At 33.1% G+C, this 25,167-nt stretch carries 25 protein-coding genes and 1 pseudogene; 10 read left to right on the plus strand and 16 right to left on the minus strand.

The genetic code is table 11. From position 1 onward, the window contains the following. The first annotated feature begins 201 nt into the window (after positions 1 to 201). From AA0017_RS08290 to AA0017_RS08300, 3 genes are read left to right on the plus strand one after another with little or no spacing between them, the layout of a single operon-like run. Positions 202 to 897, plus strand: coding sequence for a DsbA family protein (locus AA0017_RS08290; RefSeq protein ID WP_413380832.1), 696 nt, complete (start codon positions 202 to 204; stop codon positions 895 to 897). Beyond that, complete coding sequence (locus AA0017_RS08295) at positions 890 to 1,336, plus strand: disulfide oxidoreductase (RefSeq protein ID WP_047989146.1); 447 nt, start codon at positions 890 to 892, stop codon at positions 1,334 to 1,336. Before AA0017_RS08290 ends, AA0017_RS08295 begins: the two co-directional genes overlap by 8 nt. A gap of 9 nt (positions 1,337 to 1,345) precedes the next feature. Beyond that, a complete protein-coding gene (locus tag AA0017_RS08300) occupies positions 1,346 to 2,101 on the plus strand; it encodes a cytochrome c oxidase assembly protein (protein ID WP_413382479.1) in 756 nt (251 codons plus the stop codon). Between the two features lie 64 nt (positions 2,102 to 2,165). Here the strand turns inward: AA0017_RS08300 and AA0017_RS08305 are convergent, their stop codons facing one another. The 13 genes from AA0017_RS08305 to AA0017_RS08365 form a co-directional block, all read right to left on the minus strand. Further along, a complete protein-coding gene (locus tag AA0017_RS08305) occupies positions 2,166 to 2,486 on the minus strand; it encodes a hypothetical protein (RefSeq protein ID WP_413380834.1) in 321 nt (106 codons plus the stop codon). Between the two features lie 244 nt (positions 2,487 to 2,730). Then, the gene (locus AA0017_RS08310) at positions 2,731 to 3,708 is read right to left on the minus strand and encodes a hypothetical protein (RefSeq protein WP_413380836.1); all 978 of its coding nucleotides are present in this window, start codon (positions 3,706 to 3,708) and stop codon (positions 2,731 to 2,733) included. Between the two features lie 582 nt (positions 3,709 to 4,290). After that, positions 4,291 to 5,853: a hypothetical protein gene (locus AA0017_RS08315; RefSeq protein ID WP_413380838.1), complete on the minus strand. Its 1,563-nt coding sequence runs from the start codon at positions 5,851 to 5,853 to the stop codon at positions 4,291 to 4,293. A 713-nt stretch (positions 5,854 to 6,566) separates the two neighbouring features. Further along, a complete protein-coding gene (locus AA0017_RS08320; protein WP_413380840.1) occupies positions 6,567 to 7,775 on the minus strand; it encodes a hypothetical protein in 1,209 nt (402 codons plus the stop codon). Between the two features lie 476 nt (positions 7,776 to 8,251). Beyond that, positions 8,252 to 9,364, minus strand: a complete 1,113-nt coding sequence (locus AA0017_RS08325) for an SAVED domain-containing protein (RefSeq protein ID WP_413380842.1) — start codon at positions 9,362 to 9,364, stop codon at positions 8,252 to 8,254. Beyond that, positions 9,361 to 9,837: a Mov34/MPN/PAD-1 family protein gene (locus tag AA0017_RS08330; RefSeq protein WP_413380844.1), complete on the minus strand. Its 477-nt coding sequence runs from the start codon at positions 9,835 to 9,837 to the stop codon at positions 9,361 to 9,363. The genes AA0017_RS08325 and AA0017_RS08330 overlap by 4 nt, the downstream gene beginning before the upstream one ends. Continuing rightward, a complete protein-coding gene (locus AA0017_RS08335; RefSeq protein WP_413380846.1) occupies positions 9,834 to 11,645 on the minus strand; it encodes a ThiF family adenylyltransferase in 1,812 nt (603 codons plus the stop codon). Before AA0017_RS08335 ends, AA0017_RS08330 begins: the two co-directional genes overlap by 4 nt. 9 nt (positions 11,646 to 11,654) lie before the next feature. Further along, entirely contained in the window at positions 11,655 to 12,692 is a 1,038-nt protein-coding gene (locus AA0017_RS08340; protein ID WP_413380848.1) for a nucleotidyltransferase, read from the minus strand. Between the two features lie 717 nt (positions 12,693 to 13,409). Next, a complete protein-coding gene (locus tag AA0017_RS08345) occupies positions 13,410 to 13,967 on the minus strand; it encodes an LAGLIDADG family homing endonuclease (protein WP_413380850.1) in 558 nt (185 codons plus the stop codon). A gap of 51 nt (positions 13,968 to 14,018) precedes the next feature. Continuing rightward, complete coding sequence (locus tag AA0017_RS08350; protein WP_413380852.1) at positions 14,019 to 14,180, minus strand: hypothetical protein; 162 nt, start codon at positions 14,178 to 14,180, stop codon at positions 14,019 to 14,021. Positions 14,181 to 14,290: 110 nt separating this feature from the next. Continuing rightward, complete coding sequence (locus tag AA0017_RS08355; protein WP_413380854.1) at positions 14,291 to 14,761, minus strand: peptide-methionine (S)-S-oxide reductase; 471 nt, start codon at positions 14,759 to 14,761, stop codon at positions 14,291 to 14,293. A gap of 147 nt (positions 14,762 to 14,908) precedes the next feature. After that, positions 14,909 to 15,409: a helix-turn-helix transcriptional regulator gene (locus AA0017_RS08360; RefSeq protein ID WP_413380856.1), complete on the minus strand. Its 501-nt coding sequence runs from the start codon at positions 15,407 to 15,409 to the stop codon at positions 14,909 to 14,911. 554 nt (positions 15,410 to 15,963) lie between these two features. Beyond that, complete coding sequence (locus AA0017_RS08365; RefSeq protein ID WP_413380858.1) at positions 15,964 to 16,836, minus strand: LysR family transcriptional regulator; 873 nt, start codon at positions 16,834 to 16,836, stop codon at positions 15,964 to 15,966. Positions 16,837 to 17,417: 581 nt separating this feature from the next. Between AA0017_RS08365 and AA0017_RS08370 the strand changes: the two genes are divergently transcribed. Then, positions 17,418 to 17,642, plus strand: coding sequence for a DUF2798 domain-containing protein (locus tag AA0017_RS08370; protein ID WP_413382483.1), 225 nt, complete (start codon positions 17,418 to 17,420; stop codon positions 17,640 to 17,642). Between the two features lie 277 nt (positions 17,643 to 17,919). Here AA0017_RS08370 and AA0017_RS08375 read toward each other — a convergent pair whose 3' ends face one another. Continuing rightward, the gene (locus tag AA0017_RS08375; RefSeq protein WP_413380860.1) at positions 17,920 to 19,323 is read right to left on the minus strand and encodes a PLP-dependent aminotransferase family protein; all 1,404 of its coding nucleotides are present in this window, start codon (positions 19,321 to 19,323) and stop codon (positions 17,920 to 17,922) included. Between the two features lie 123 nt (positions 19,324 to 19,446). On the opposite strand from AA0017_RS08375, the gene AA0017_RS08380 reads away from it, so the two are divergent. The 6 genes from AA0017_RS08380 to AA0017_RS08405 all read left to right on the plus strand — a co-directional run bounded on the left by AA0017_RS08380 (position 19,447) and on the right by AA0017_RS08405 (position 23,842). Further along, positions 19,447 to 20,151 carry an aspartate/glutamate racemase family protein gene (locus AA0017_RS08380; RefSeq protein ID WP_413380862.1) on the plus strand — a complete coding sequence of 235 codons (705 nt, stop codon included), beginning with the start codon at positions 19,447 to 19,449 and terminating at the stop codon, positions 20,149 to 20,151. 541 nt (positions 20,152 to 20,692) lie between these two features. Further along, positions 20,693 to 22,033: a cytochrome ubiquinol oxidase subunit I gene (locus AA0017_RS08385; RefSeq protein WP_413380864.1), complete on the plus strand. Its 1,341-nt coding sequence runs from the start codon at positions 20,693 to 20,695 to the stop codon at positions 22,031 to 22,033. Then, positions 22,030 to 23,046: a cytochrome d ubiquinol oxidase subunit II gene (locus AA0017_RS08390; protein WP_413380866.1), complete on the plus strand. Its 1,017-nt coding sequence runs from the start codon at positions 22,030 to 22,032 to the stop codon at positions 23,044 to 23,046. The genes AA0017_RS08385 and AA0017_RS08390 overlap by 4 nt, the downstream gene beginning before the upstream one ends. A gap of 7 nt (positions 23,047 to 23,053) precedes the next feature. Beyond that, entirely contained in the window at positions 23,054 to 23,140 is an 87-nt protein-coding gene (gene cydS, locus AA0017_RS08395) for a cytochrome bd oxidase small subunit CydS (protein ID WP_413382486.1), read from the plus strand. A gap of 202 nt (positions 23,141 to 23,342) precedes the next feature. Beyond that, positions 23,343 to 23,546 carry a helix-turn-helix transcriptional regulator gene (locus AA0017_RS08400; protein ID WP_413380868.1) on the plus strand — a complete coding sequence of 68 codons (204 nt, stop codon included), beginning with the start codon at positions 23,343 to 23,345 and terminating at the stop codon, positions 23,544 to 23,546. Positions 23,547 to 23,548: 2 nt separating this feature from the next. Next, positions 23,549 to 23,842: a hypothetical protein gene (locus AA0017_RS08405; RefSeq protein WP_413380870.1), complete on the plus strand. Its 294-nt coding sequence runs from the start codon at positions 23,549 to 23,551 to the stop codon at positions 23,840 to 23,842. A 266-nt stretch (positions 23,843 to 24,108) separates the two neighbouring features. Here AA0017_RS08405 and AA0017_RS08410 read toward each other — a convergent pair. Continuing rightward, positions 24,109 to 24,285, minus strand: a pseudogene (locus tag AA0017_RS08410) (IS1595 family transposase); the annotation flags it as partial. 164 nt (positions 24,286 to 24,449) lie between these two features. Continuing rightward, a complete protein-coding gene (locus AA0017_RS08415; RefSeq protein ID WP_413380872.1) occupies positions 24,450 to 25,019 on the minus strand; it encodes a DUF6434 domain-containing protein in 570 nt (189 codons plus the stop codon). Positions 25,020 to 25,167: the final 148 nt, after the last annotated feature.

The following is a 25,167-nucleotide window of genomic DNA, read 5'->3' on the forward strand; positions in this document are numbered from 1 at the left end:
TGTCGGCTACATTTCTTAATATAAAAGAATACGAGGCTAAGTATGTAGGTAATTTTAATTACGATTTTGTTACAAAACAATTACTTGTGTTTAATATTAAGGTTGATAATAAAACTCCATGATTTCTACACACTTAAAGTGTAAATTCAAAAAAGGAACTTTACCTTATTCAAAGTTTCAATAAACATTAGAGGTGTACATATGACAAATAAGAAGAACAAATTCCCTAAAACAATGGTTGTAATTACATTAATTATCGTAGGACTAGTAATTGCAACATTCTATTCATTAACTCGTAATGATGCCGTAGCACCAACCAACGAGTTTGAGGAAATACCTAATATAGAGGGGCAACCAACACTAGGTAATGAAGGTGCTCCAGTAACAGTAATTGAATTTGGTGACTACAAATGTCCTGCATGTAAAGCTTGGGATGAATCTATCTTTCCACTATTGAAAGAAAGTTATATTGATACAGGGAAAGTCAACTATTCCTACATTAATACTCCTTTCCATGGTGAAGAATCAGTTTTAGCTGCACTAGCAAGTGAGTCTGTTTGGGACCAGGACCCAGAAGGATTCTGGAATTTCCATAAAGAAGTATTCCAACAACAGCCTGATGTACAAAACCACGATGATGCTTGGATTACACCTGAGAAGCTTATAGAAATAGCAGAGCAAGTAAATGTAAATGTAGACTTAGACCAGCTAATGAATGACATTGTAAATCAAACATACGTAGATGAAGTTCTAAATGATCAAGCTCAAGTTGAAAAATTCAACGTATCGTTAACACCAAGTATTTTCATTAACGACACCATGGTAGAGGATCCTTTTGACTATGATACGATTGTGAAATTAATAGAGGAGAATTTGGAGGAAAACGAACGTGAATAAATACAAACAAAATCAAATTCTTTTATATGCATCCTGGGTAGTCTCCATTGTGGCTACCTTAGGAAGCCTATATTTTAGTGAAATACGAGGTTTTATTCCTTGTGAATTTTGTTGGTATCAGCGAATTTTTATGTATCCTTTATCAATTATTCTTGGAATTGCCGTATTTAACAGTGATTTCAACATAAAAAAATATGTGCTACCCCTTTCAATAATCGGTGGGTCAATTTCTTTCTATCATTATCTCATGCAAAAAGTACCTTCCATCGGAGCCATAAAGCCTTGTGCAAATGGTGTACCTTGTAATGTTCAATACATTAATTGGTTTGGATTTATTACCATCCCATTTTTAGCTTTAGTAGCATTCTCACTTATTACATTACTACTTATCTTTATAAAAAACAAAAAAACGACTACTGATATATTGGAGGATGAATAAGTGAGTATTATGTGGACTGTTATTCAACTACTCTTATTTGCTACTACATTAAAGTTTTATCACAATTTAACAAAACGAAAAAAAAATGACACTAATATTGCAAGAAAAGTCTCCTTCATATCGGGGCTTTTTCTCTTAGTATTCATTTTTTCTTATCCTATGTTAAATTTCAGTCAATCGTATTTTTTGGTCTATATGCTTCAGCAGACTACCCTTTATTTCTTAGTCCCGATACTAATTTTATTTGGACTAAATGAAAGTTTATTGATGAATTTTCATATACATCCACATATTAATAAAATATGGAGAATAATTACAAATCCTTTTATCTCATTGCCTTTGTTTAATATTTTATTTTCCCTTTATTTCTTTCCAGCTATTTTTGATACGGTCATGGGTAGTCCTTTATTGACAATAATACTAACAATTATTTTTATTCTATTATCATTTGTTATGTGGTGGCCTATCGCAGCACCTGTTAAAAATGGTACAACACTCCCACCATTGATGAAGATTATTTACATAGTTGGAATGGGTGCATTTATGACTCCGCTTGCTGCTTTTTTGATTTTCACAAATCAGATTCTATATAATACGTATAGTGTTACAAACCTTTCTGAAACTCTGTTACTAAATGATCAACAGGCTGGTGGAGTAGCCATGAAAATCATGCAAATGCTGATTTATTGTTTTATGATAGGAATTGCTTTTATTGAAGCACAAAAAGAAGAAGAACAAAATAGAGGTGAAGAACTTTCAATGTAGAATGGACTGTATTAAAGAGGCTATTTTTTTATAAGCCTCTTTAAATGCTTTTTGAGAATAAATATTATTTGATTTTTATAACTTTTAGAGTAATCTCATGATTATAGTTTATATGAATTTCAAAATCGGTTCCTTTTTCTATTTGTAACTGTCGTCTTAATTCTACGGGAATCCATATTCTTCCGTCTTCGCTTAAAACTACTTGGTTTTCTTTCGTATTACCACCAGACTTGAAGAGAATTAGACCATCTAACTTATTATTAGTCTTAATAACAATCTCATCACCAGATGAAATCCCTAATCTCGTTCTGATTATTTTAGGAATTCTTACTGAAGTTCCATTTATTAAATTACATATCACAATATTATTCTTTTTTTGATTCATTTCATACCTCCTCCTGCTAACCTTTTTATCAGTATAAATCCCAACTGTATAGAAAGTATGGAGGCTATTAGTTTTAAAGTTTGATTGCTGTACTTAAAAAAATTTTAAAAAAATAGTCCAACAATTGGATGTTAAATCTAAATCGTTAATAATTGAATATATGACAAAAAAAGAAAAGAGTTGGTCAATTTCTCTTTTCTTTTCTATATTTTATTCTTTTCTGGCTTCTCCACCATGATATGAGTTATTCTTGAAAAACTATGGAATAAGGCCCTTGACCAACTTTAATATTTTCTATGATATTCATTTTTTGCTCATCAATAACCGTTATCACATTGTCATCTAAACTGGTTACAAAAATCTGTCCACTAAAAATCGAAACATAATTAGGGTTCTGTCCAACTTCAACCTTAGCTTCTGTTTTTCTTTCAACCTTATTAAATTTTGTTAGCATCCTATCACCATGACTTAGTACATAGAAGTACTTTCCTGTTGGGTTTCCTGTTATATACATAGGCATAAACCCAATAGAAACCTCTTTCATTAACTGTCCTTCTTGGATGTTATAAGCATAAATAAAATTGTTCCTTTTTTCCAACGTTCCGTGCCCACCTGTCCATACGAATTCCTCATCAGCATCGTAAAACAAACCAGCTGGATATTCATTAACGGGGAAATCATTAACAACCGTAAGAGTATTCAAATCAATGATACTTATTGTTGGATCTATTACACTTAGAACTATTAATCGGTTATTGTTCTCATCTAAAATCATATCGGAAGGGTATTCGGCGATAGGAATTGATTGAATCCGAATTCCATTATTACTATCTACAACATGAACAACATTATTTTTCTTATCAGCTATAAATAAATTATTTCCAACTTCACTTATAACTATTTTATTTAACCCTTGATTAATGGTTACGAAAGGCTGAAATGATTGATCTCTACTATCAAATATATAGATATGGTCAGATAATTGATTAATTGCTAGATATTGATGTTGATTTTTTCTAATCATATAGGAGACAACTATATCTGTGTTTACTTCATTGACAACTTTGCCTTGCTCAAGATCTAAATACATTAATTTGGGTTCTTTGGCATGACTGACAACCGCGAGTGGTGTATCAATTCGAGTTAAATCTTGTTTTTCTTCAGAACACCCACTAATAGCAATTACTACCAAAAACAAACATATAAAATGATGTCGCCTCAACTCAATTCACCTCACCAGTACTTTATTTAGCATGTCTTAATCTTAGAAGTAATGGTATTAAAAGCCCCCAAACAAGCATTATTAACCAAGCGCCAATAATTAATTGTTATTTATTGATTGTGGAGGAGCTCCTAACTGATGAAGGTCAAAATAAGTACTAAGTAACTAAGCGGCCCTAACAAGTGGTTACAATAAGATAATTCGTTTCGCCTTCTTCACTTACATTAATTAAATCTTGATATAGATATGCTTCAACCTGTAGTTTGAATAAATTCCCCTCCCACTAAATACTAAGATAAAATTAAATGGGGCAAAAATTAATCCTGCATAAAAGCACCAACACCAACTGTTTGATAAATTGATGCTTTTGCTTTCATAGTCATCTTTTATTCTGACTAGTTCATAAACAATCTCCATTTCAAGATAATTATAAATGAAGGTTGTAAAGTATCTGTGAAGTTAATGAAAATTCGCAACTTAGATTAATAATATAAAAGGTGGCTAACTATTAATTTTTTAGTTCTTTTACAATTTTATGGTACTAAACTTTTGGAATAGTCTAAACTCATTTCCCATGTATTATTAAAAATCCAATGCATCTATTTGAATTTTTAATGGAGATTCATAAGTTGGATATTTAGTCCGCTTGTTAAAAGGACAAGTGAATTTTTCATTTAAATCCTTAACAATGTAGTTCATGTAATCGATTCTACTTTTTTGAAAGTGAAAACTTACTTCTCCATTTAAGTTTTGTGGAATTTTAGCAATATACATTGGTATTGAATCATCAGGATTCTTATATTTTTCTGGATCTTGTACTAGCTCCAGCCATTTAACATATCGCTCAATTAACAAATGAGAAATAATTTTGTCAACAATATATTTAATACCACTAATATTACACTCCATGATATTAAATCCGTTTTTTCTTCCGAAAGGATTTAATATTTCTTCTAAATGCGAGATAAAAGTACCCTGAAGAAAAATACTAAACTTTTTATTCATACACTTAAATTCATGATTTTTAGATGTCTTACTAAAATATCGAATTTTCCAAAAAGCATCGATGCCTTCACATTCCATTTTCCATAATATAAAAGCATACGCATGAGGACACAAATCGCCGGCTTGCCTTGCTTTATTAAAAATTTTTACACATTTGCTATGGTCTTTAATCACTTTTTGGAGAATAAATCGAGTTATTGCTTTATAAATAATTCTCGTTTGTTTATAAATTTCAAAAAAAACACTGTCAATTCTATCTTTTTTTGTAAAATTATAAAGTGGAAATAGAGTAGGAAAAGCATCTATATAGTTATCTTTTAATTGTTGATAATTATTTTTAATCTTAAAGATATCAACCTTAGAAGAAATTTTTATTACTTCATTGTTTAGAATATCTTCATTAAAAGCATTAATTAATAATTTTGGTATTAGTCTTAGATAATCCGTCTCTTTTTTATCGACTTCAAAACTTATATTATAATTATCAAAAGGGTAAATTATATGATATTTATGAACTTCATTGCGTGGTAATTTAAGCCAAGCACTTATGATCCTGTTCTTAATTTTTAGATGTTTTTGCCACGAAAAAAATATTAAACTTATATTTGAATTTAAAAAATTGTGGCCACAGGCACAATGAAAAGCCGGTTGGTTGCCTCTATTTATAAGATATTCTGGCATTAATTGATCGCATTTTACACACCTGTCCAATAGAATTTGAGATGGATGAAAAGCACAGTGGTCAAAAAGTTTAATTTGATGTAAAATACTATGATATCCTTTACTTAAACAAAGAGGGCAGTATGCTATATAAGAGTGAAAATAACTACGTTCATGATCAATATTTGGAATAAGATGAAGTGTTTTATCTGTTAATTTGTTATGGTATTTTTTTAAGTCTATACCAATTATCTTTTGACTCAATTTTGAATCAATGCTGGAAAAATTAATCAAATCTCGTTGATGGATACTTGCTCTTGAAATGTTTTTTAATTGCTGAATTTTCTCGTTCCCAATTAACGCTAAAACTGAGTTTCCATTTATAACATTAGCCCACATAAATTTCTCTAGTATTCCCCAAGGCGATTCATAAGGTTGTATCCAATTATTTGACCAAGTATATTGTTTTTTATTTTCCATTAATTTTACCCTTCTCCTATTATTATAATAAACGACTAGACTAACCTTATAAGGTTTATTTGGTACTTTTGTTTACTAATATGTGATCAGGTTTTACAAAACTTAACCACAAATTAAATGAAAGAATATTTAGAAATTAGTCTAATTTTAGCATATAGATAATAGTTTTGTTAGGTATTTATGAAACATTAAAAAGGCTGTCGAGACTAAACTGACAACCTTTTTGAGATTATTTATAGTTTATTATTTATTGATTCAGTACTACTGATACATGTAAAATGTTGTAGCAAGAAATTATTACTTTAATTCTTCACAGGTGTAACTAATATTTGAAGACCCCTTTCATCTCCGTAATCCCATAATTTCACTTTAGGGTAAGTATTGTATGGCAGAATAAATTCTCTTTCATCTAAGTGTTTTATTGGACTATTATCTGTTGTACAGCCGGAAGTAAATGTCGCAGGATGAATTGATATTAATCTCTCAGTATCGTTTTGAAAACAAAATTTTATTTTACCACCCTCCTTCCTTTTTTCTGTATGTTTGTTTTAAACTCATTTTAATCAATAATACTAATTATTCATAATAAACAGGTGAATTTGGTTGATTTACATTAATCTTTCAATAAACTTCTTGGCTTTGTCGTTTAATGTTTTTATTGAAAGACCTCTTTGACTTTCAAAATTTCACTTGCCTTCCTGTGTATAGATTTCTTAGTGAATCGTGATTGAATTTTTAAATAAATTAACCTCAATTAATAAGAAATTTTCACTAGCCCTTCCCTTTTCTTCGTTAGTACATAAGCTTTCTAAACCTTTTATTTCTTCCCACTCATTTTCTAAAGATAATAAATAAACATTATTAATAATCCACTCAACAGTTTGAAAGCTCCATTTAATATCATTGTCGATATCTGTAATATTTGTAATGATGTTCATAATGAAATTATTATAGTTTTTAGTGAAAATCTGTTGATTTATATTGTGCATTTGTCTTTTTGTTTTTTTATTGTGTATGTTATAAATACTACTATTCTCATTAATCATTCTCCATTTTAAATAGGCATATGCTATATTACAACCGCTAAATGTAGGGTGTAAACGTGTAATAAAATGAATACACTTTTTATGTTGTAATAAATATTTCTTTCTTAAAAATCTTGCATAACATTTAAACACAGAAAATGTAGCATCAAATAATTTCTTTTGACAGTTACTACAATTTTTTTCATAATGAAAATGATATTTACCATAATTTATCTTTTTATTTTTTTTAACTACCCTATTTTCTGTAACTTTATTAAACTTTTTGTTTAATAGAGATAAAGTTATATTATGTTTTGGTGGCAGGACTGCATAAACTAATGAATATTTTTGTTTTTTATCAGTTATTCTTAAAAAATCCAACACTTCTTTATTAATTAAAGGCAATTTTTTTGTTATAAACCAATCTGGTATCTTTAATAATATATTTTTATGTTTATAAAATAGATTCAAAGGATTATTACTTAAAGAGTAACTACCATTGCCTAAATAAGTTTGGAGTGTTTCTGTACTATGATATGGACATTTGTTTAAGAAAATCAATTGATGAAAAATGCTGTGATATCCATTTAAAATACATTTAGGACAATACTTTAAATGACCACTAAAAAAATCTGATTTATTAAGGATGTAATTTCTTCCAAATAAATCATTTATGATATTTTGTTGGTGTTCTCTTATAAATGAAGGTAATCTATCAACTGTTAGAAGGGTTGCACTCTTTTTTAACTGAAGACTATTTCTATCAAATAGTGCTACAATTTCTGCTGTCTTAACCATATTAGCCCAGGAGAGTTTCTCCAGAATACACCAAATAGATTCATATTTATTTATCCAATTTTTATTAAATGTAATTTTATTTTGCTTAATGACTATCATCGGTTCACCACCTTTATAATAGAACAGTGTGAACCGTTTAATTCAATTTAATACCAAAATATATAAACTTTTATCTTAATCCAAGCTTAATATTTTTTAGAATAATATAGCGTTTATTAATTTAATCTTACCTGCATATTTGCATAAATTCAGGTTCTATATAACTTCCAATAACATTACCTCTTTAAATTTGTTAATAATATAAGAGCAGTAATAGATCCCCTTCATTAGGTAACTGCTCAAATATACCACTTAATGTCAACAGGTTTACTAATAGAAGAACGTCAACGATTTTTAAGTAAAAAAGCCTATTTCTCTTAGTTTTAACAAGGAATTAGGCTTTGTTCTTCCACAATCGCGACAATTAAGGAATATCCATTTATATTGAATAGTATCATTGTACTAGGAATCAAAAAATGCAGTATTAAAACATAACTCTTACTCAATTAAAGATCCTGTGGGACTTTTAATACTCATTAAATAGTGATTGCTCTTTGATATTTTGTATCAGACCTATTGTTATATTCATACAAGTGAACTTCGGGTAGCATGTTTTGATTAATGCAGCGGCCGATTTCCACAGCCAACCCTGCTGGACCGAAATAGAACAAGTGAATTTCTGAATACTGATTTTCATTTTGTAATCGGTATATTTCTTTTCGGAAGACACTTTTCAGAACTTCAACATCATTCTCATATAAAACAGCATTTAATTTAGGCTCATCAATTTTGATATCAAACCTTTGGAATGAACCTTCAACTGTATCTTTTATATCCTTTTCATTAATATTTCCGCTCACTTGAACAGTGACCACTAATTTATCATGAACGTTTTCCGCTATCTTAACTTCTGGCAAACGGACATTTTTATCAGGATTCATATTTTCATGACACCACATTTGAGTGTCCCTATCAAACTGATGAACGACAGCAGCTGTTGTATCGGATATTAAACTTCCCAAATGAATTAATAACGGAATCGGAGATAGTGGGAAAACATAAAGATAGGTACCCTCATTTTCTCTCTTTGAATTCACCACTTTATGAAAGAAATCTTCATTATCTTTTTTGCCAGCACCCCACCCTTCATCAGTAAAATCAATAAATTCCTCCTGAAAAGAAACCGCATCCAACAATAAACAGTTCGTCTCCTTTGACAAAAGGATGGAATCGACGGGCATCGGGTTCTTGCGCTTGTGAACCACCACGATTGCCTTATTTTTCTTAGAAAGCTGTTCTCTCACCCAGCTTTCATGATCTTCTTTCATATCAAACAAATCTTGAGGAGGGTACGCCTTAACATTTGTGTCAATTGTATGGTGACATGGACTGCACATAAGCATAAGGTTCTCAAGAGAATCAACATTTTCATCCGTTATGCTGAATTCTTCAGCAAATTCTCGCCTCGGTCCACCTTTCTTTCCTTTCCCCTTTGCTTTACCAATAATATGAGCTCTCTCTCCAATATTTACTTTTGCATCAACATCATCCAGAATTAAGGCTGTCTTACACTTGGCACACATTCCACCTGAACTTACCCATAAAGAACGGTCATCCACCGTGGAAAATTTAAAAGGGTCTCTGCTCATTTGTTCCACACCTCTAACTTTTTTATTTTTTCATTCTTCCGATTACCTACCCAAACTCCGATAGATTCGGTCCCAATAATTAAGAAAAAAAGAAATGTTGATTCACACTGTGTCTTTCTCAACACTTTCTTCCACTCCCTTTTATCGTGGAAAGAAGGGGAAGGGTGCTTCTCAGGATGAGTATGCCATTCTCCCACATAATTACAGGTACCATCACTTTCTCCCCAAATTTTATCAACAATTTCCTGATGGATTGCTAGGTGTTTTTTAAAGAAGCATCTTTCTCGTGTGTCTTTTTCCATCGGTTCTGTTATTAAATCAATGATGATATTATCAGAGCCTTCTAAAAATCTTCCCATTAAAACTCCGCCTGCTTCCGTATCCGTGCTTCCTAGTTGACGATACACATGTAACCTATCTAGAACATCATCGTTTATCTTTAATTTTGAGGTTGGACTTAAGGAGAAAATCATGGTGTTTCACCAGCCTGACATATTGCACAATTTTCGTTCTTATATAGATAACGAGTATCAAACAACCTTTTGGAAGAAAATTCATATCTCTGACTTAAGTGATACCCTTGACTAAGGAGTTCCGAAGGATCACCCTTCCAAGACATGAGAGGGTTGTCCTTTTCTTCACCTGTCAAAACCCTTAAAACCAATCTAGTCGCCATAACGGCAGTCTCAAGGGCATCTATTGAACCATAGGGAGTGAAAACAGATTGACATCCTGCCAAAGATTTTCTGAAATATTGATCTGGGGCTGCAAAGGACGCTTGGTTTGCAATTAATCGTCGCGGAGCATCTGGTCGAGAAAATAGACACTGAAAGCACCCCTTTGTTCCTTTTTTTGTTGATAAGGCATGCCCGCCTAATCCAAGGGGATCCAGCCATGTGAAAATGATAGGTGGCGCACCGTCCATTTGACGCATCAATTCATTTACAAATAGCTCTTCCGTCGGGGAGCCGAGAGCGATGATAACTAAGTCAGATTCAAGCAATAGTTGAGGTTCTCGGTAAAGGATTTCTAGAATATCCGAGGTTTCATATTCAACCTCGATAAACGGAAATTTATTCTCCATAGCTCTTTTCATCGCTTCTGTCTTAGGAAAATGATAATATCTATCAGTACCCTTAAAATAAACATCACTTATACCTAATTCATGCCGATAAATGTTATCGATATCTAGGCTGTCTTTGTCAACCAAAGTAAACCTACCAATCCCCGCTCTTGCTAATTCAAAGCATATCCTACTTCCTAATGAACCGATCCCTACGACCGTCACTCTCTTATCAGAAATTCTACTATGCCCCTGGGTTCTATTTAGCAAGTAACCCTTATCATGTCGTTTAATATCCAATGGAGTAATTTCAAATGCGGCCTGTTTTTTTCTCAAAGGGTGAAGAAAGGGAAAATTTTTTCCTTTTCCCTTTTCAGCACGGAAAGCAGAAAGCCTTAACCCTATAAGAGCTCTTTGCTCTTTTAGAATAGGAATTCCAAGTACAATATACTCTTCATCCCCCTTTTGCATTAACTTCTTCTTCAAATATTGTTTGAGGCTCTTCTTGGTTGAAGCCGTAATGTTGTTGTTGATAAGCTGACGATAGTCCTTTATATCCCATGTATCCCAAAATGCAGGTGGTCTTATGGAAGAAGATTTTCTCAAGGGAATATATATTCCTTTGCTCTCTTTAAATTCATCTAACACTCTGCTGCTATATAAATTGTTCATATATTGAACTGTACTATCATTAATGCTATCTAATAAAATTGATTTTCTTCGCTTCTCATCCTGAAAAACCAATATCTTTTTAAAGTGTTCTTCAGGAGTGATAATAGCATCAGTACGGCAAATCCCTTCCTGCCTTGACCATAATGCTTCAAACTCAATCAAGAAGTCCTCTGAGTTCAATTTAAGAACGCCCTCTTCCAGCGTTCTTTTTGCACGCTGAAACGATTCATATATAATCCCTTTAGGGTTGTTCCTATCGAGCAGTACACCTTCGTCATGTGAATAGCATATAAATCCATCTGGTTCTATATGAGGAATAAAACCAGCTTCTTGACGATTTTTCAAGAAATACATAGGTTTTTTCAAAGGAAAGTGAGAAGGAAGAGCAAGCTGAATCGTAAATTGGTCATCCAACACGCATATCTTCCCCTCAAATGCATAGAGAAACTGACTCCGTTCACTTTTTAATTGTTGTACATCTACTACCTGCACTTCTGCAAAGAGCTTCCCCAAGTCCAGGTTTTCAATAGTATAAACATCTGACATAAACACACCTCATGCAGAAGAATGGTCTACCATGATGGCTGGTCCTCTCTGCTGAGCGGATTCCTTCTTGGTCGGAACAGGGAAGTCTTCTCCGAACTCTTTTTGTAATATTTCGCATGCCTTTACTGGGTCCGTTTCATCTCTTGCCTCTTTCAAAATATCACGCAAGGATTCCAGCTTGGTCTTGAAATTCTTCATTTGGCCGCCTGTCATCTTCTCGTAAATATCGTTATATGGAGGAGTAGGTAGATTCACCTCTAACCGCTCTTCCAATTCAGAGTCATCATTAAACCTATAACTAAATGAGTTAATCATATTTTGAACAAACGATTTCACTGCGTCCAAGTCATCGTATGTCTTAGTAAATGCGTTATAAGAAAAATGCGGATGAAAGTGAGTTAAACCAGCTACTGTTAACCCAATTCCTGAAGGACGGTTCACGACACCCTTAAACTTCAAGTCTTTCCATCGCTTTAAATATCGAATAACCCTTCTGTATTGCTTACGGTCTTCTTTATCGGTAAGGTTTTCTTTGATGGTTCTTACCAACTCTTTTGGATCAGAATGCTCCCAGATCCTGCTATCACTCCCACTTCCGAGCTTCCCTTTTGCAAGGTACGTTTGACCATCATCATTTTCAGTTGAATATATCGTAAAGTCCACATGATAATTTAGGTCCTCTTCATCACCTTCCCCTTCGAACTTTACAGTCACACAAGGATACTTCATCTCAGTGTCTTCATAATCATCCTTTAATGCATTATATACAAGCTTCTTTGCTACAACTGGATTTGGATAGTCTTCAGTCGAGATGTTAAACAAAAGGCCGACATCTATATCATAATCGCCGCCCTCTAATGACTTAACTCCAGTGTGCATTGTATAACTACCTTGATGAAAAATATCATACTTGCCTTCTTCAAAATCGATGTTTTCTTTTAAGACATCAAGCAACTCCTCACGTTTTTCACGCAGGACTGTGTTATCATCGATTTCTAACTTGATTGCACCATGAAAATCAAGAAAATAAGATTGCAGGTTCCTCATCCTTTGTACCTCCTAATTCATATTATGTTCTGGGATGTTTTTATTTTGGTGTAGGTTTATTCAAAAAGCTAAGTGAGAAGAGAAATTCATCTAGATGGCAGAACGACAAGAACGTATGATCGCGTTTCTATTCTACCATTATATCTTTATACCTTTTTATTCGTCAACTATATTACGCTTCATAAAGTAGTTTTGAAAGAAGCCTGTTCTCAACGGAAGCGACCTATGTTAAACTTCGTTAATTAGTTTTTTTCAAAAAAACAACAAAGCGTAATTCCATTAAAGATTTTTTAATAGACAAGAACAAATGTTGATTAACTTGCAAACAATCCTAAGGTTTATTACCACCTCCCTAAATGATGTTAGTAAACATCGTTTTACTTTTAGGTCTAATGACTTTGGTAAATCTAGCATAATAATCCTCTTAATAGTTAATGTACAACTAAACGGCTAGTATAATTGTCTCGGAATTGTTGAATAAATACAATAAATTTTATTTCAATTATAGGAATATTTCTAAAGGGAATAAGCATTTAAATAACAAAAACGCTTCAACTTATCACCGTTGTATAAAAATACAAAAACAAGCATATTTATATTTGAGAAGTCGTAACATTGTCTTCATTAACCGAGAAGTCATAACATTGTCTTCAATAAAAAATTGAAGACAATGTTATGACAAACTAAAAAAAACCTTATTACATAAGGATCTTCTTGTCATGATATTGTCTTCGACGGACACAATCTGAATTTATCAAATTTCCTGGCTAAATAAAGTTCTTTATCCTGATAAATCCAATTTCCAAAATTAAGAACAGATTTAGTATTTGTGATATACAAACGATAATTCTTATCCACTTCAATTAACTTATGTTTAAATCCTTTTTCCTTAAAAATATTCACTAAGCTATTCATAAAGCTTTTAGATCCTCCAACAAAACATAAATAATGTCTAGACGGATAAATATGCCCATCGCCATCAAAATATCCTCTAATAAAGTGGCTCAAGTACTCTTTTGGAACTTTTGGAAACTCGATTGTTCTTGATTTATTGGGTAGGATCCCATGAATATACATTAAATCTTCTTTTAATATTTTGCTATTAAGGTTTAATAAATGAACATTTGTCTTTTTATTATAATACAATGGTTGATTGGAGCCGATTTCTTCCCTTATTTTTAACAATATGTTTGGATCTTTTTGTGCAAAGCTCACAGTTTGAGTTATTTCATTTACAGTTCCATCTGCAACGAAAAAGCCAAGAATATAAGCCATATTGTTTGACCATTCTTTAAAGAAATGTTCATTTAATGGATATTTTCTTTTTCAGCTGCCTCTTGGTCTAAATTGAACATTCATTTCGTTTAAAATGGTTCGTATCCTTCTTTGTGATACATTAGCAATATTGCTAATCTCTAATGTGCTTTCCCCTTCTAGATATCTTTTTACAATTTCTTCTTTTGCAAGTATACATTTTATTTTTCTCATAAAAGCGCCTCCACTCTTATTGTAACAAACATACGTTCTTATAATGGAGGTTTAAATGAACTTTTATATTTTTTATAGGAGATTAGCTTACAACTGTCATATTTGATCCCTTACTTATATTTAGTTAATATTTTTTCTGGAATATGACAATAATCATTTGGGTATTTAGTTAACCTATCTTGATGTTCTTCAGCACTTCTCACATAATTTGTAAGAGGCATTACTTCAACAACGATACGCTCCTTATCCTTTCTCCCATTAAGAAAAGCCTGTACCTCTTTTAAGTGTTCAGGGTTTTCACTGTATACTCCTGTTCTGTATTTCTCCCCTACATCCTCGCCTTGTTGATTCAAACTGTATGGATCAATGATTTCAAATAGATAGTCCATTAATTCCCTGATCGTTACAACCGTTGGAACAAAGCCTGTTTTGACACATTCAGCATAACCATCATAATCCCCTTCAAGTGTATAACTTGTTCCATTAGCCCTTCCCGCTTCTGTAAACTTAACTCCGGGTAACGTTTTAATAAAAGCTTGTACTCCCCATAAACATCCACCTGCAAAATATATTATTTCCATCTTTACGCTCCTGTTTGTTTCATTTAATTCAAAAGTTGTACGCTCTAAAGCTAAACAATCTTCTTAACTATTTACGATTCAGTTATTAAACTCGGTAAAGTTTGTTTCATATCTTTTTTGTGTTATCTTTTTATCGATTAATCCCTACTATGTTTGTGATAATTTCCGATGAATTAATTCAGTAGGCGTATACCCTGTATACTTTTTAAATGTTGTAGTAAAATAAGCAGGGTTAATGTAACCAACCATCTCCGAAACTTCGTAAATGAGAAAATTCCCTTCTTGAATCATTTTTTTAGCCTTTTCCATTCGAATTCTTGTTAAATAACTTTTAAATGATTCTCCAACAATTCGCTTGAAAATTTGCCCTAAATAGTTTCTCGAAATATATAACTCATCCGCGATATCTTGTAGCGTTATATTCTCACTTATACGATTTTGAACAAAATCTACCATTTGCTCAACTAGTTGTCGATGCTTTAAATTTTCATCCCATTGCTGGTGATGACAAATCACTTTCACTTTATCCTGTAAAAAATTCTCCAACTCAGCCCATGACTGAAATTGCTTGATTTCCTGGTAAATATCCATGCTAGTTTCAAACATATCATCGATTCGTATTCCTATATCATATAAGGAATACGTCATAATCGTCCACATTTCAATTCCGGTTTTAATTGCTTAATTTTTCTGATAAGTATGGTGGTGAATTTCCCCAAAGAAGTCCGCTAAAATTCGGATTGCCTTTTTCTCGTCCGGATAACGAGTTTATAAATTTCAACTATCTTTTTATACTAAATATAAGAATCAAACACCATTCATTCGTTTTCAAAAAAATCCCGGTACATGAATCCAAGACGTACTTAGAGTAATCGTTTCTTGATGCGATTCAATTCATTTACTCAGTGTTCAACACAAGCTCCCTCCTTTTTACGATATAACTTGCCACTTTGTCTATATGCCCTAGCATCGTAAAATTCACTAAGTTTTGTTTTTTCTCTCGCTGAATAGTGCGATAATATTATACATCTTACGGTTATTACGGAACTTTCACCTAAACACGTAAAGATACTGTAGAACGTTTCTATGTTAACGAAACTGAAGATGGAACATATATTCTACAAAATGAAAATGTAAGAGCAAGCATTCGTCCCCCACCTAAATCTTTTCTATTTTGAGCAGGGGGACTTCTGTTTGAACTATTAAAGTGATAAACTTGCATACCTTTCAATAATAAAGTCAATAAAATATCTACTTGAAATTGGTAAAACTTTTTTATCCTTAACAGAAAGACTAATGGTCCGAATAACAGGTGTTGAAATGGATCTCGACACAATATTATAGGGGCATCTATTTAAGACTAACCTTGGTAAAATAGAAATACCAAGACCTTGTTCAACCATGGACATAATGGCAAAAATATCATGTACTCGATAATGGATATTTGGTTCAATGTTATTTTGTTTAAAAATTGTTAATGGCTCATTTACTAAACCCTCATCTAATAAAATATAAGGTTCATTCATTAATTCTTTTATTGAGATGTTATTGTGTTCGGCTAGAGGGTGATTTTCTGGCATTACTACAAGCATTTCATCTTCTTGTAAGGCGGTGGTCGTAAGATTTGATGCCGTATTAGAATTCACAAAGCCAAAATCTACACTGCCTTCTATAATCCATTTTGAAATCTCAGAATAATTCCCTTGATTTAACTCAAACTGAACAGTTGGGTATTGTTGTTTGAAATCCTTTATTAACTTTGGTAGCCAATGACACGTAACACTAGTGAATGTGCCAATGCGAATAAGCCCACTTTGTAGTCCTTCCATCTCTTTTTGTTTTTCTAATAGTTCCCTATGTGAATTATATATTTTTTTAATATATGGAAAAAACTCTTCCCCATCTGGCGTCAATGAAATTCCCTTTCTAGATCGTAAAATTAAAGTAGAGGAAAGCTCTTTCTCTAGTGAATATATCATTTGACTAATAGCAGATTGAGTATAGCCCAGTTCTTCCGCCGCTTTAGTGAAACTCCCTGTTTCAATTGATTTAATAAAAGCATAATATGAATTCATATGCTCAACCTCCTTTGTTTTCATAATTCTAATTTCCTATTATAGCTATTAGGATAATTGAAGTAAATCAATATTAATTGTTATAGGAAATGAAAATGCACGATTGGCTTAATTCCCTTTAATGCATGATTATACGAAAGGTCAAGTACATTTGATTATTTAAATTCACAAAAAATAAATGAAAGTCCAAAACATAATTCATTGAAGCGAAGGAAGTCAGTTCTTGTCAATAATTAATCAAAATATGGTATATTTAACATTATGGAAAATTTTAAATAGAAACGATTTTGTAAATGAAGGGATATTTGGAAATGTCGAATAATAAAAAAGTGACTATTAAACAAATGGCATTAGAATATCTAATGGTTGTATTATAAATATTTGTTTTACTAATACATAATTGGATGCTAAGATTTAATTCTAATGAGCTGTATCAAAGGTTGTATCTACCCATAAAGATATAGAAATGATTCTATTGTATATGATGATTATTACTCTTGAGAAAGTTCTATTTCAATAATAAGTAGGTGAGTTTTATTAATATTAATGTTAAATACAAAAACGTTATTTTTGCTCTATTGATGGCTTTTTCTATGTCTTTGTTTATTACATTTATTTTAGTCTCATTAAATTTTGGTTTTAGTAATACTTTTTTGCTTACTTGGTTAAAACTTTGGCCGCAAGCCTTTATATGTGCTTTCTTTGGAGCTTTCTTTTTTCCAAAACTGATACATCAACTAATAAAAAAAATAAATTTCATAGAAGTAGCCCAACTGAAAAGCGAGTCCACTATTGAGAAAAAATAGTAATGTTCAGAATAAGTATAACGTCGGTTGAAACGACCTTTTTTATTATCATCCCCATGTTTTCACAACCTTACTTTGACCGAGTGTTTACAAGTGAACAAAAGCCCTACAAATTAATCATTTTCCTAATTTGTAGGAGCCTTCTTTTGTATTTCGTTCACTATTTCTGATTCTCGTAAGCTTGAATGATTTTACGAGAATCTTCAAAGGTTTCCTATTTGAATCCAACCTTGATGTATTTCATTAACTGCTCATCTAATACCCTTACCGTTTTTGATTATTGTTTTTGTGCAAATTCCTGCAAAGCGGCCGCAATACGCAAAACACCTTCCCTTATTTGTTCCTCCGTTAAACTCCCGTAACCTAAGACAATCTGATTTTGATAACTCCCCTTTTTTAATGAATAATGCTCAACCGGATAAACTTGTACACAAGCGGCATTCAATTTGTCTAAAACAGCCTTATTAAACTGGATCTGTTTAAACTCTACGACTAAATGCATGCCAGCTGCCTCTCCGACAATATGACAGTAAGGAAAATGTTGCTTAAGTTCTTTGACCAATGCCGCCCTTCTTCGCTTATAAATTCGTTTCATTTTTCTAATATGCTGGTCTAAATACCCTTCCTCTATAAACCTTACCATTGCTAATTGTTCTATCGTACTTGTATGACGATCTGCATACCACTTTAACGTTTGAAATGGTTTAATGAGTGCAGGGGGTAACACAACATATCCGATTCTTATAGCTGGCGAGAGGATTTTACTAAAGGTTCCTACATATATAACCTTATTAGAATCAAGACTTTGCATAGAGGAAACGGCTGTCCCTTCATATGTAAATTCACTATCATAGTCATCCTCCACTATATAGCATCCCATTTCTCTCGCATATTCTACAAGTTGAATTCTCCTTTGAATACTTAATGTAATTCCCGTTGGAAATTGATGAGATGGAATAACAAAGATAAAGTTAGGGGCATAGTTTCTTGGAAGTTTTCCCGGAACTATCCCTTCCTCATCCATCGGAATCGGTAAAACCTTTGCACCTGCTTGTAAGAAAATCCCTCGCATTTCATCTGTTACTGGGTCCTCTACAGCAATTGAGTTTTCCTTTCCATCTAACAACCTTGTGATAAGGTATAACCCTTGTGTTGCCCCTGAGGTAATGACAATTTGATTCGGGTGACATTTTACCCCTCTAGTACGCAAGAGGTAATTTGCTAAACTTATTTGTAATTTCTCATCACCACTTGGGTTACCATAGCCAAAAATTTGATTATCAATATCGTAACAAATTTCCTTCACTAACTTTCCCCATACTCTTCTCGGAAAATGATCCATCGCTGGATGTGCAGCTCGAAAATCAATGATCTCTTCTTGAATTCGTTGTTGCTCATTCAGAACCTCAACAACTTTTGGCGACTCCATTTGTAGAGCAATACCAGGAGTTACATACGTTCCAGATTTCTCTTTCATATAAATATACCCTTCATATAATAATTGCTCATAAGCAGCTAACACCGTGTTTCTAGATACACCTATTTGATTCGCCAATTCACGTGTGGATGGTAATCGGGATTGTCCGGTTAATTGTTCGCTTAAAATTAATTGACGAATATGCTGATACACTTGTTTCGTAAGGCTAATATCGCCTTTTCTATTTACCTCAAACCAGAGCATCTATGGTCCCTCCTATTCATCTGGTACTATAAATTTATCTATTTATTGGCTCTATATCGTACCAGTATAACATGGTAAATTTAGATATATCATAAACGACTTAGAAAGATAGGTGGATAAATAATGAAAACAATTGGACTTATCGGTGGTCTTAGCTGGGAATCAACAGCAGATTATTATAAAACAATCAATGAATATGTGAAAAAGCAGTATGGTGGACTTCATTCAGCAAAATGCCTTATGTATTCATTTAATTTCCATGAAGTTGTAGAGCTTCAAAACAACGGTTTATGGGAGGAAGCAACAAATGAAATGATTCATGCTGCCGAGTCATTAGAAAAAGCAGGAGCTGACCTTGTCATTATTTGTACAAATACCATGCATCTAATGGCAGAAGAGGTGCAAGCTGCGATCTCTGTGCCGCTCATTCATATCGTTGATGTCATTGCAAACTCAATTAAGGAACAAGGCCTTTCTAGTATCGGGTTATTAGGCACACGTTTTACTATGGAGAAAGATTTCTACAAAGAAAGACTTGCTAAACATGGAATTAAAACCATTATTCCAACAGATGAAGATCGTACTACTGTACACAATGTCATCTATCAGGAACTCTGCCAAGGTAGAATCTGTCCAAAATCGAAAGCTTCCTACCAAGCGATTATTGAAAGACTTGCGGAACAAGGTGCACAAGGGGTTATTTTAGGATGCACGGAAATTCCACTATTATTATCCGCTGACGATTCAGAAATTCCACTTTTTGACTCGACGAAATTACATGCAGAATATACGATCCAATATGCAATGAAGAGAAAGCAGATGGTATAATTTCCATCTAAGTGTGATTGACCAACCTATTCAGCACCCACACACTTTAGATAAAACCCCTCTAAGGAACCATTCCTTAGAGGGATTTCACCTTCCCATTCATTTATGTATTAGTCGAATCTCGTCACTAAAAATTCACAAAAAATTAAGATGTTTTATTAGCCTACAACCTCTAATGTTCCTCTATAAAGTCCTCCTCTAACTGATTAAGATATGCCAAATGGGATAAGATCAATTATATAAGTGTTTATAAACTTAAGGACAAAGTAACACTTTTCAATGATATAAATGAATGTAAATAAAGTAAGCCTTTACACCTCTCCTTATTTGTGTCATATTTTCAAACCTTACCTTCACTTCATAGAGATTTAACATTTTCCTTATAAAATCAGCTTAAATTCATGTTAGGATTTTATTACACTTTTGATTAATAACTAAAAAGTTAGGGTACCTGATTTAAGGAATCTATTCGATAAGCAGGTATTTTTTTATGATGAGTGAATCATAGATTTTTATTCCTATATAAAGGGGTGTTTTTTAGATGTTATTTGAAGATCCAGTATTTATGAGTAGAATGCTTACACTACTCACATTATCCTTTCACATTTTTTATGCAACGGTCGGTGTCGGGCTGCCACTGATGATTATGATATTCCAATGGGTTGGAATCAAAAAAAATGATATGCACTATATGCTCATGGCTCGTAGATGGGCAAAGGGATTTGTCGTTACTGTTGCTGTCGGAGTTGTAACTGGGACGGCGATTGGTCTGCAATTAGCGTTATTATGGCCAAGTTTTATGGAGCTAGCTGGTAATATTATTGCCCTGCCACTTTTTATGGAAGTATTTGCCTTCTTTTTTGAAGCGATCTTCTTGGGCATTTATTTATATACTTGGGATCGTTTTGATAATCAGAAAAAGCATTTATTACTTTTGATTCCGGTTGCTATTGGAGGGGCGATGTCGGCTTACTTTATTACCGTTGTGAACTCATTTATGAATTCTCCAGGCGGTTTTGAACTTATAAATGGCGAGTTCGTCAATGTAAACCCGATAGCCGCTATGTTTACCGTATCTATGCCAACAAAGGTTACCCATGTTCTAGCAACGGCTTATATGACAGTTGCCTTTGTGCTTGCAGCAATTGCAGCCTTCCGCCTTTTACAAGGAGCGAATCAGACATATCATAAGAAGTCTTTAACGTTATTAATGAAAATTGGCTTTGTTTTTGCCTTAGCTACAGCCCTTATTGGCGACTTATCTGGTAAGTATTTAGCGGAATATCAACCAGAAAAATTAGCGGCTGCCGAATGGCATTTTGATACAACGTCCGAAGCACCGCTTATTTTATGGGGAGTTCTTGATGAAAATAATGAAGCACAATTTGCGATAGAAATCCCATATGCTTTAAGTATTTTAGCTCATGGCGATCCTTTTGCAGAGGTCATTGGGTTAGACCAATTCCCAGAAGAGGTTCAACCACCACTTGTGATTCATTATTTCTTTGACACAATGGTCACGATTGGCGTCTTTATGTTAGCTCTCTCCTTTATTTATTGGGTCGCAACTTGGAGAAAATGGCCCTTTATTCAACAAAGATGGTATCGATGGTTAATTGTCTTGGGTGGACCGCTCTCCTTCCTTGCGATACAAGCTGGATGGTGGATGGCAGAAGTTGGCCGTCAACCGTGGATATTACGAGGGATTATGACGATCGACGAAGCCGCTACAACGAGTGATTATGTTGGTTTAATGTTTATTCTCTTTATTCTTCTCTATCTCGTTTTAGGAATTGGGACAATTGTGGTTTTAAGAAGAATGTTCCGTGATAACCCAATTGAAAAGGACTTAGAACGTTACTCAGGAGGGAAGCCATCATGAGTTTAGAAATTATCGGTGTTTCCGTACTTTGGTTATTTTTATTTGGGTACGTGATTGTCGCTTCGATTGATTATGGGGCGGGTTTCTTTAATGCTTATAGCATTTTGACTGGAAAACAACATATTGTCTCTAACGTTATTCAACGGTATTTATCACCGGTCTGGGAAGTAACGAATGTCTTCTTTGTCTTTTTCTTTGTAGGAATTGTCGGTTTCTTTCCAGAGACAGCTTACTATTTTGGCACGATTTTATTAATTCCAGGAAGTATCGCCTTAATATTACTGGCGATACGTGGCTCCTATTACGCATTTGAATCATATGGGAAAAAGGGACATAAGGGTTACGCCTTTATGTATGGGGCTTCTGGAATCCTCATTCCTGCTTCCCTTTCAATTGTGTTAACGATCTCAGAAGGTGGATTTGTTTCTATGGAGACAGGCAATCCTACACTTGATTATTTAGCCTTATTTACAAGTCCACTCACTTGGGCAATCGTTGTTCTGAGCATTATCGCTGTTCTTTATATCTCGGCCGTCTTTTTAACTTGGTATGCCAATGAAACAGGCGATAAAAAAGCGACCTCTCTGATGAGGAAATATGCTCTTATTTGGGCAATCCCATTAATTGTGGCGGCTTCAGGCATTATCATTGAGCTAAGAGGCCATAATTTCGAGCACTATACTCGCATTCTCGACTTATGGTGGATGTTCGCGATCTCCTTTATTTTATGGCTTGGTACCGTTTGGTTGTTATGGAAAAAAAGAAATTATGCCCTTTCCCTTTGGTTATTAATTGGACAATTTGCTTTCGCTTTCTTCGGATATGGTATTTCTCATTATCCTTACTTATTGTATCCGTATTTAACAATCTATGATGGATTCACGAATGAAGCGATGGCGATTGCTTTAATTATTGCTTTTGTACTTGGAATGATGTTACTCATTCCTTCCCTGTACCTGCTACTACGTTTGTTCTTGTTTGACAAAAAATATATAAAAGGAAAAAGGGAGTGATGAAACGATGTTAAACAACTTTTTAATATTTGTTGCTCCGTTTTTAGTCTTATTTGCCGCGATAGGTGTATCGTTTTATATCGCTTTGAAATAAATTCATATTTGATTCAAGGGTAGGTCCTTAAATAGAAAAGATTCGAGAAGTTTAGCTTCTCGAATCTTTTTTAGATAAGGCTGTTTTCTAAAAGATTGTTGCTTTATAGTAAATCTTTTGAACATGGAGCCTCCAAAGTTTTGTAAGAAATAATTTACAAATTGTAAGAAATAGATTACAATTATTTTCAGAGGTGATGCTATTGTTACAAAACAGGTTAGTAGTTTTCAGAGCAGAAAAGGAATGGACACAAGAACAACTTGCAAAGAGGGTTGGTGTTAGTCGCCAAACCATTGCAACTCTTGAGAAAAACAAATATAACCCATCCCTTATCCTTGCTTTCAAAATTGCAAATGCTTTTGATAAGCCATTAACTGAAGTTTTTGATTATAAGGAAGAGGTGTAGGAATGTTAATGTTAAAGATTTTATTCATTGTTTTAATATTTCTTAGTCAAATATATATATTGAAATTCCAATCAAGTGATGAAGCAAAAGATGAAAGAGGTAAGGAGATAACGTATAAAACAAATAATATGCTATTTAATTTCTTATATCTAGGTATTATTTTATTGATTGTACTTCATTTGCTTGAAATTGTTTCAACCCAGTACCTTCCTGATATATTGTTATATTTCACACTTTTGTTGAGCGTTTTCGGGAGTGTATTTCTTTATATCAACAAGAACAAGAAAAACTATTAAGAATCGTTAGTGGCCTCAAAATCGGGGTCTTTTTTAGTGCTTCTTAACATTTGAACAGTTCTGTGAATGGATTTCTGATACACTGACATAAGCATTTGTTCCATTTGTTCCACTCGTTTCTCAACCTGCTAAGTCTTTATCTATTTCGAGCCAAAGGAACCAATAGAGGTAGTTATCTCAGTATATTTAGTCGTCCCCTTAAAATCAATCCATCCAACCTATTAGACGACTATGAGAGTTATTAACGTGTTGAATAAGAAATATGTGCTACCACAATGAACACAAGTCATACCCGAAGCAAATCGTGCCTTACGAATGGTTTTGAGCAATTTTGTGATTTTGTCTGGTTCTTCTGGCAAAAAATCTTCTTTCATAGAGTTAAACAATGCTAACTGCTCTGCTTTAGTTAAATCGCTGAAATCTTCATATACACCTTTCCACATACTGAACACCAAAATAACGTGTGAAAAAAGCATATATCGTATTCACCACAGCAATAACTCTCATAAACATTTGAAGGAATGGAAAGAACGTTTTCAAGGGTGAACCAAAAATAAGCTTAAAACTATCAAATCACACCACAGGAGAAATGGCCTGATGTGCTTAACTAATTCTTAATCATATATTTATTGCTTCCAGGGAGTTTTTTGATGTTGTTCCAAGCCTCAATTGCTTCTTCACGACTTTTCCCTTGATTATTCGGGTCGGCAAAAAAATCATGAATAAATTGATTGTATTCAAATTGAGGAGCAATTTTTTTCTTGTATGCAGGGTCTTTCTTTCGTTCTTCTTCTTTATACCAAGCATCTACAGCATCTTGATACGTTTTTCCACTGTTGTTTTTAAAATAGTTTTGGATATAGGTAGAAAAATGAAAACCAGGAATAACGGTTTTGAAAAAGGCTCTTACATTTTGGCTACAACGATGATTCTCCAAAATGACTGTTTCTAGGCTTAAATTGACCTGTGGCTCGGACTTACTATGTACTTTTAATTTTCTAATAGGTTTTTTTATCTCACCAGTGCGAAGAAATGTTTCGATTCTATCCGAAATCTCTAGTTTTGAACCAGAAGCACTTATTCCATTTTCTCTGCAAAAAAATTGTAACTCTTCTTTCAACCAATAGAAATCTTTAAAACTATCTATACTAATATCTTTTGTTAGATTTGGTCTCATATATTACACCTCCATAGTTATTTATTTCCATTATAGAACTTTTGTTCCTATTAATCAAAAAATGAATAATCACAAGCAACAAAATTTACGAAAATAGCCTAATATAAATAGCAGTAGCTTTCGGTTACTTTAATAAAAAATAAAAAGC

The organism is Alkalihalobacillus phoenicis, from assembly GCF_047302405.1.
GTDB lineage: Bacteria > Bacillota > Bacilli > Bacillales > Bacillaceae_D > Alkalihalobacillus.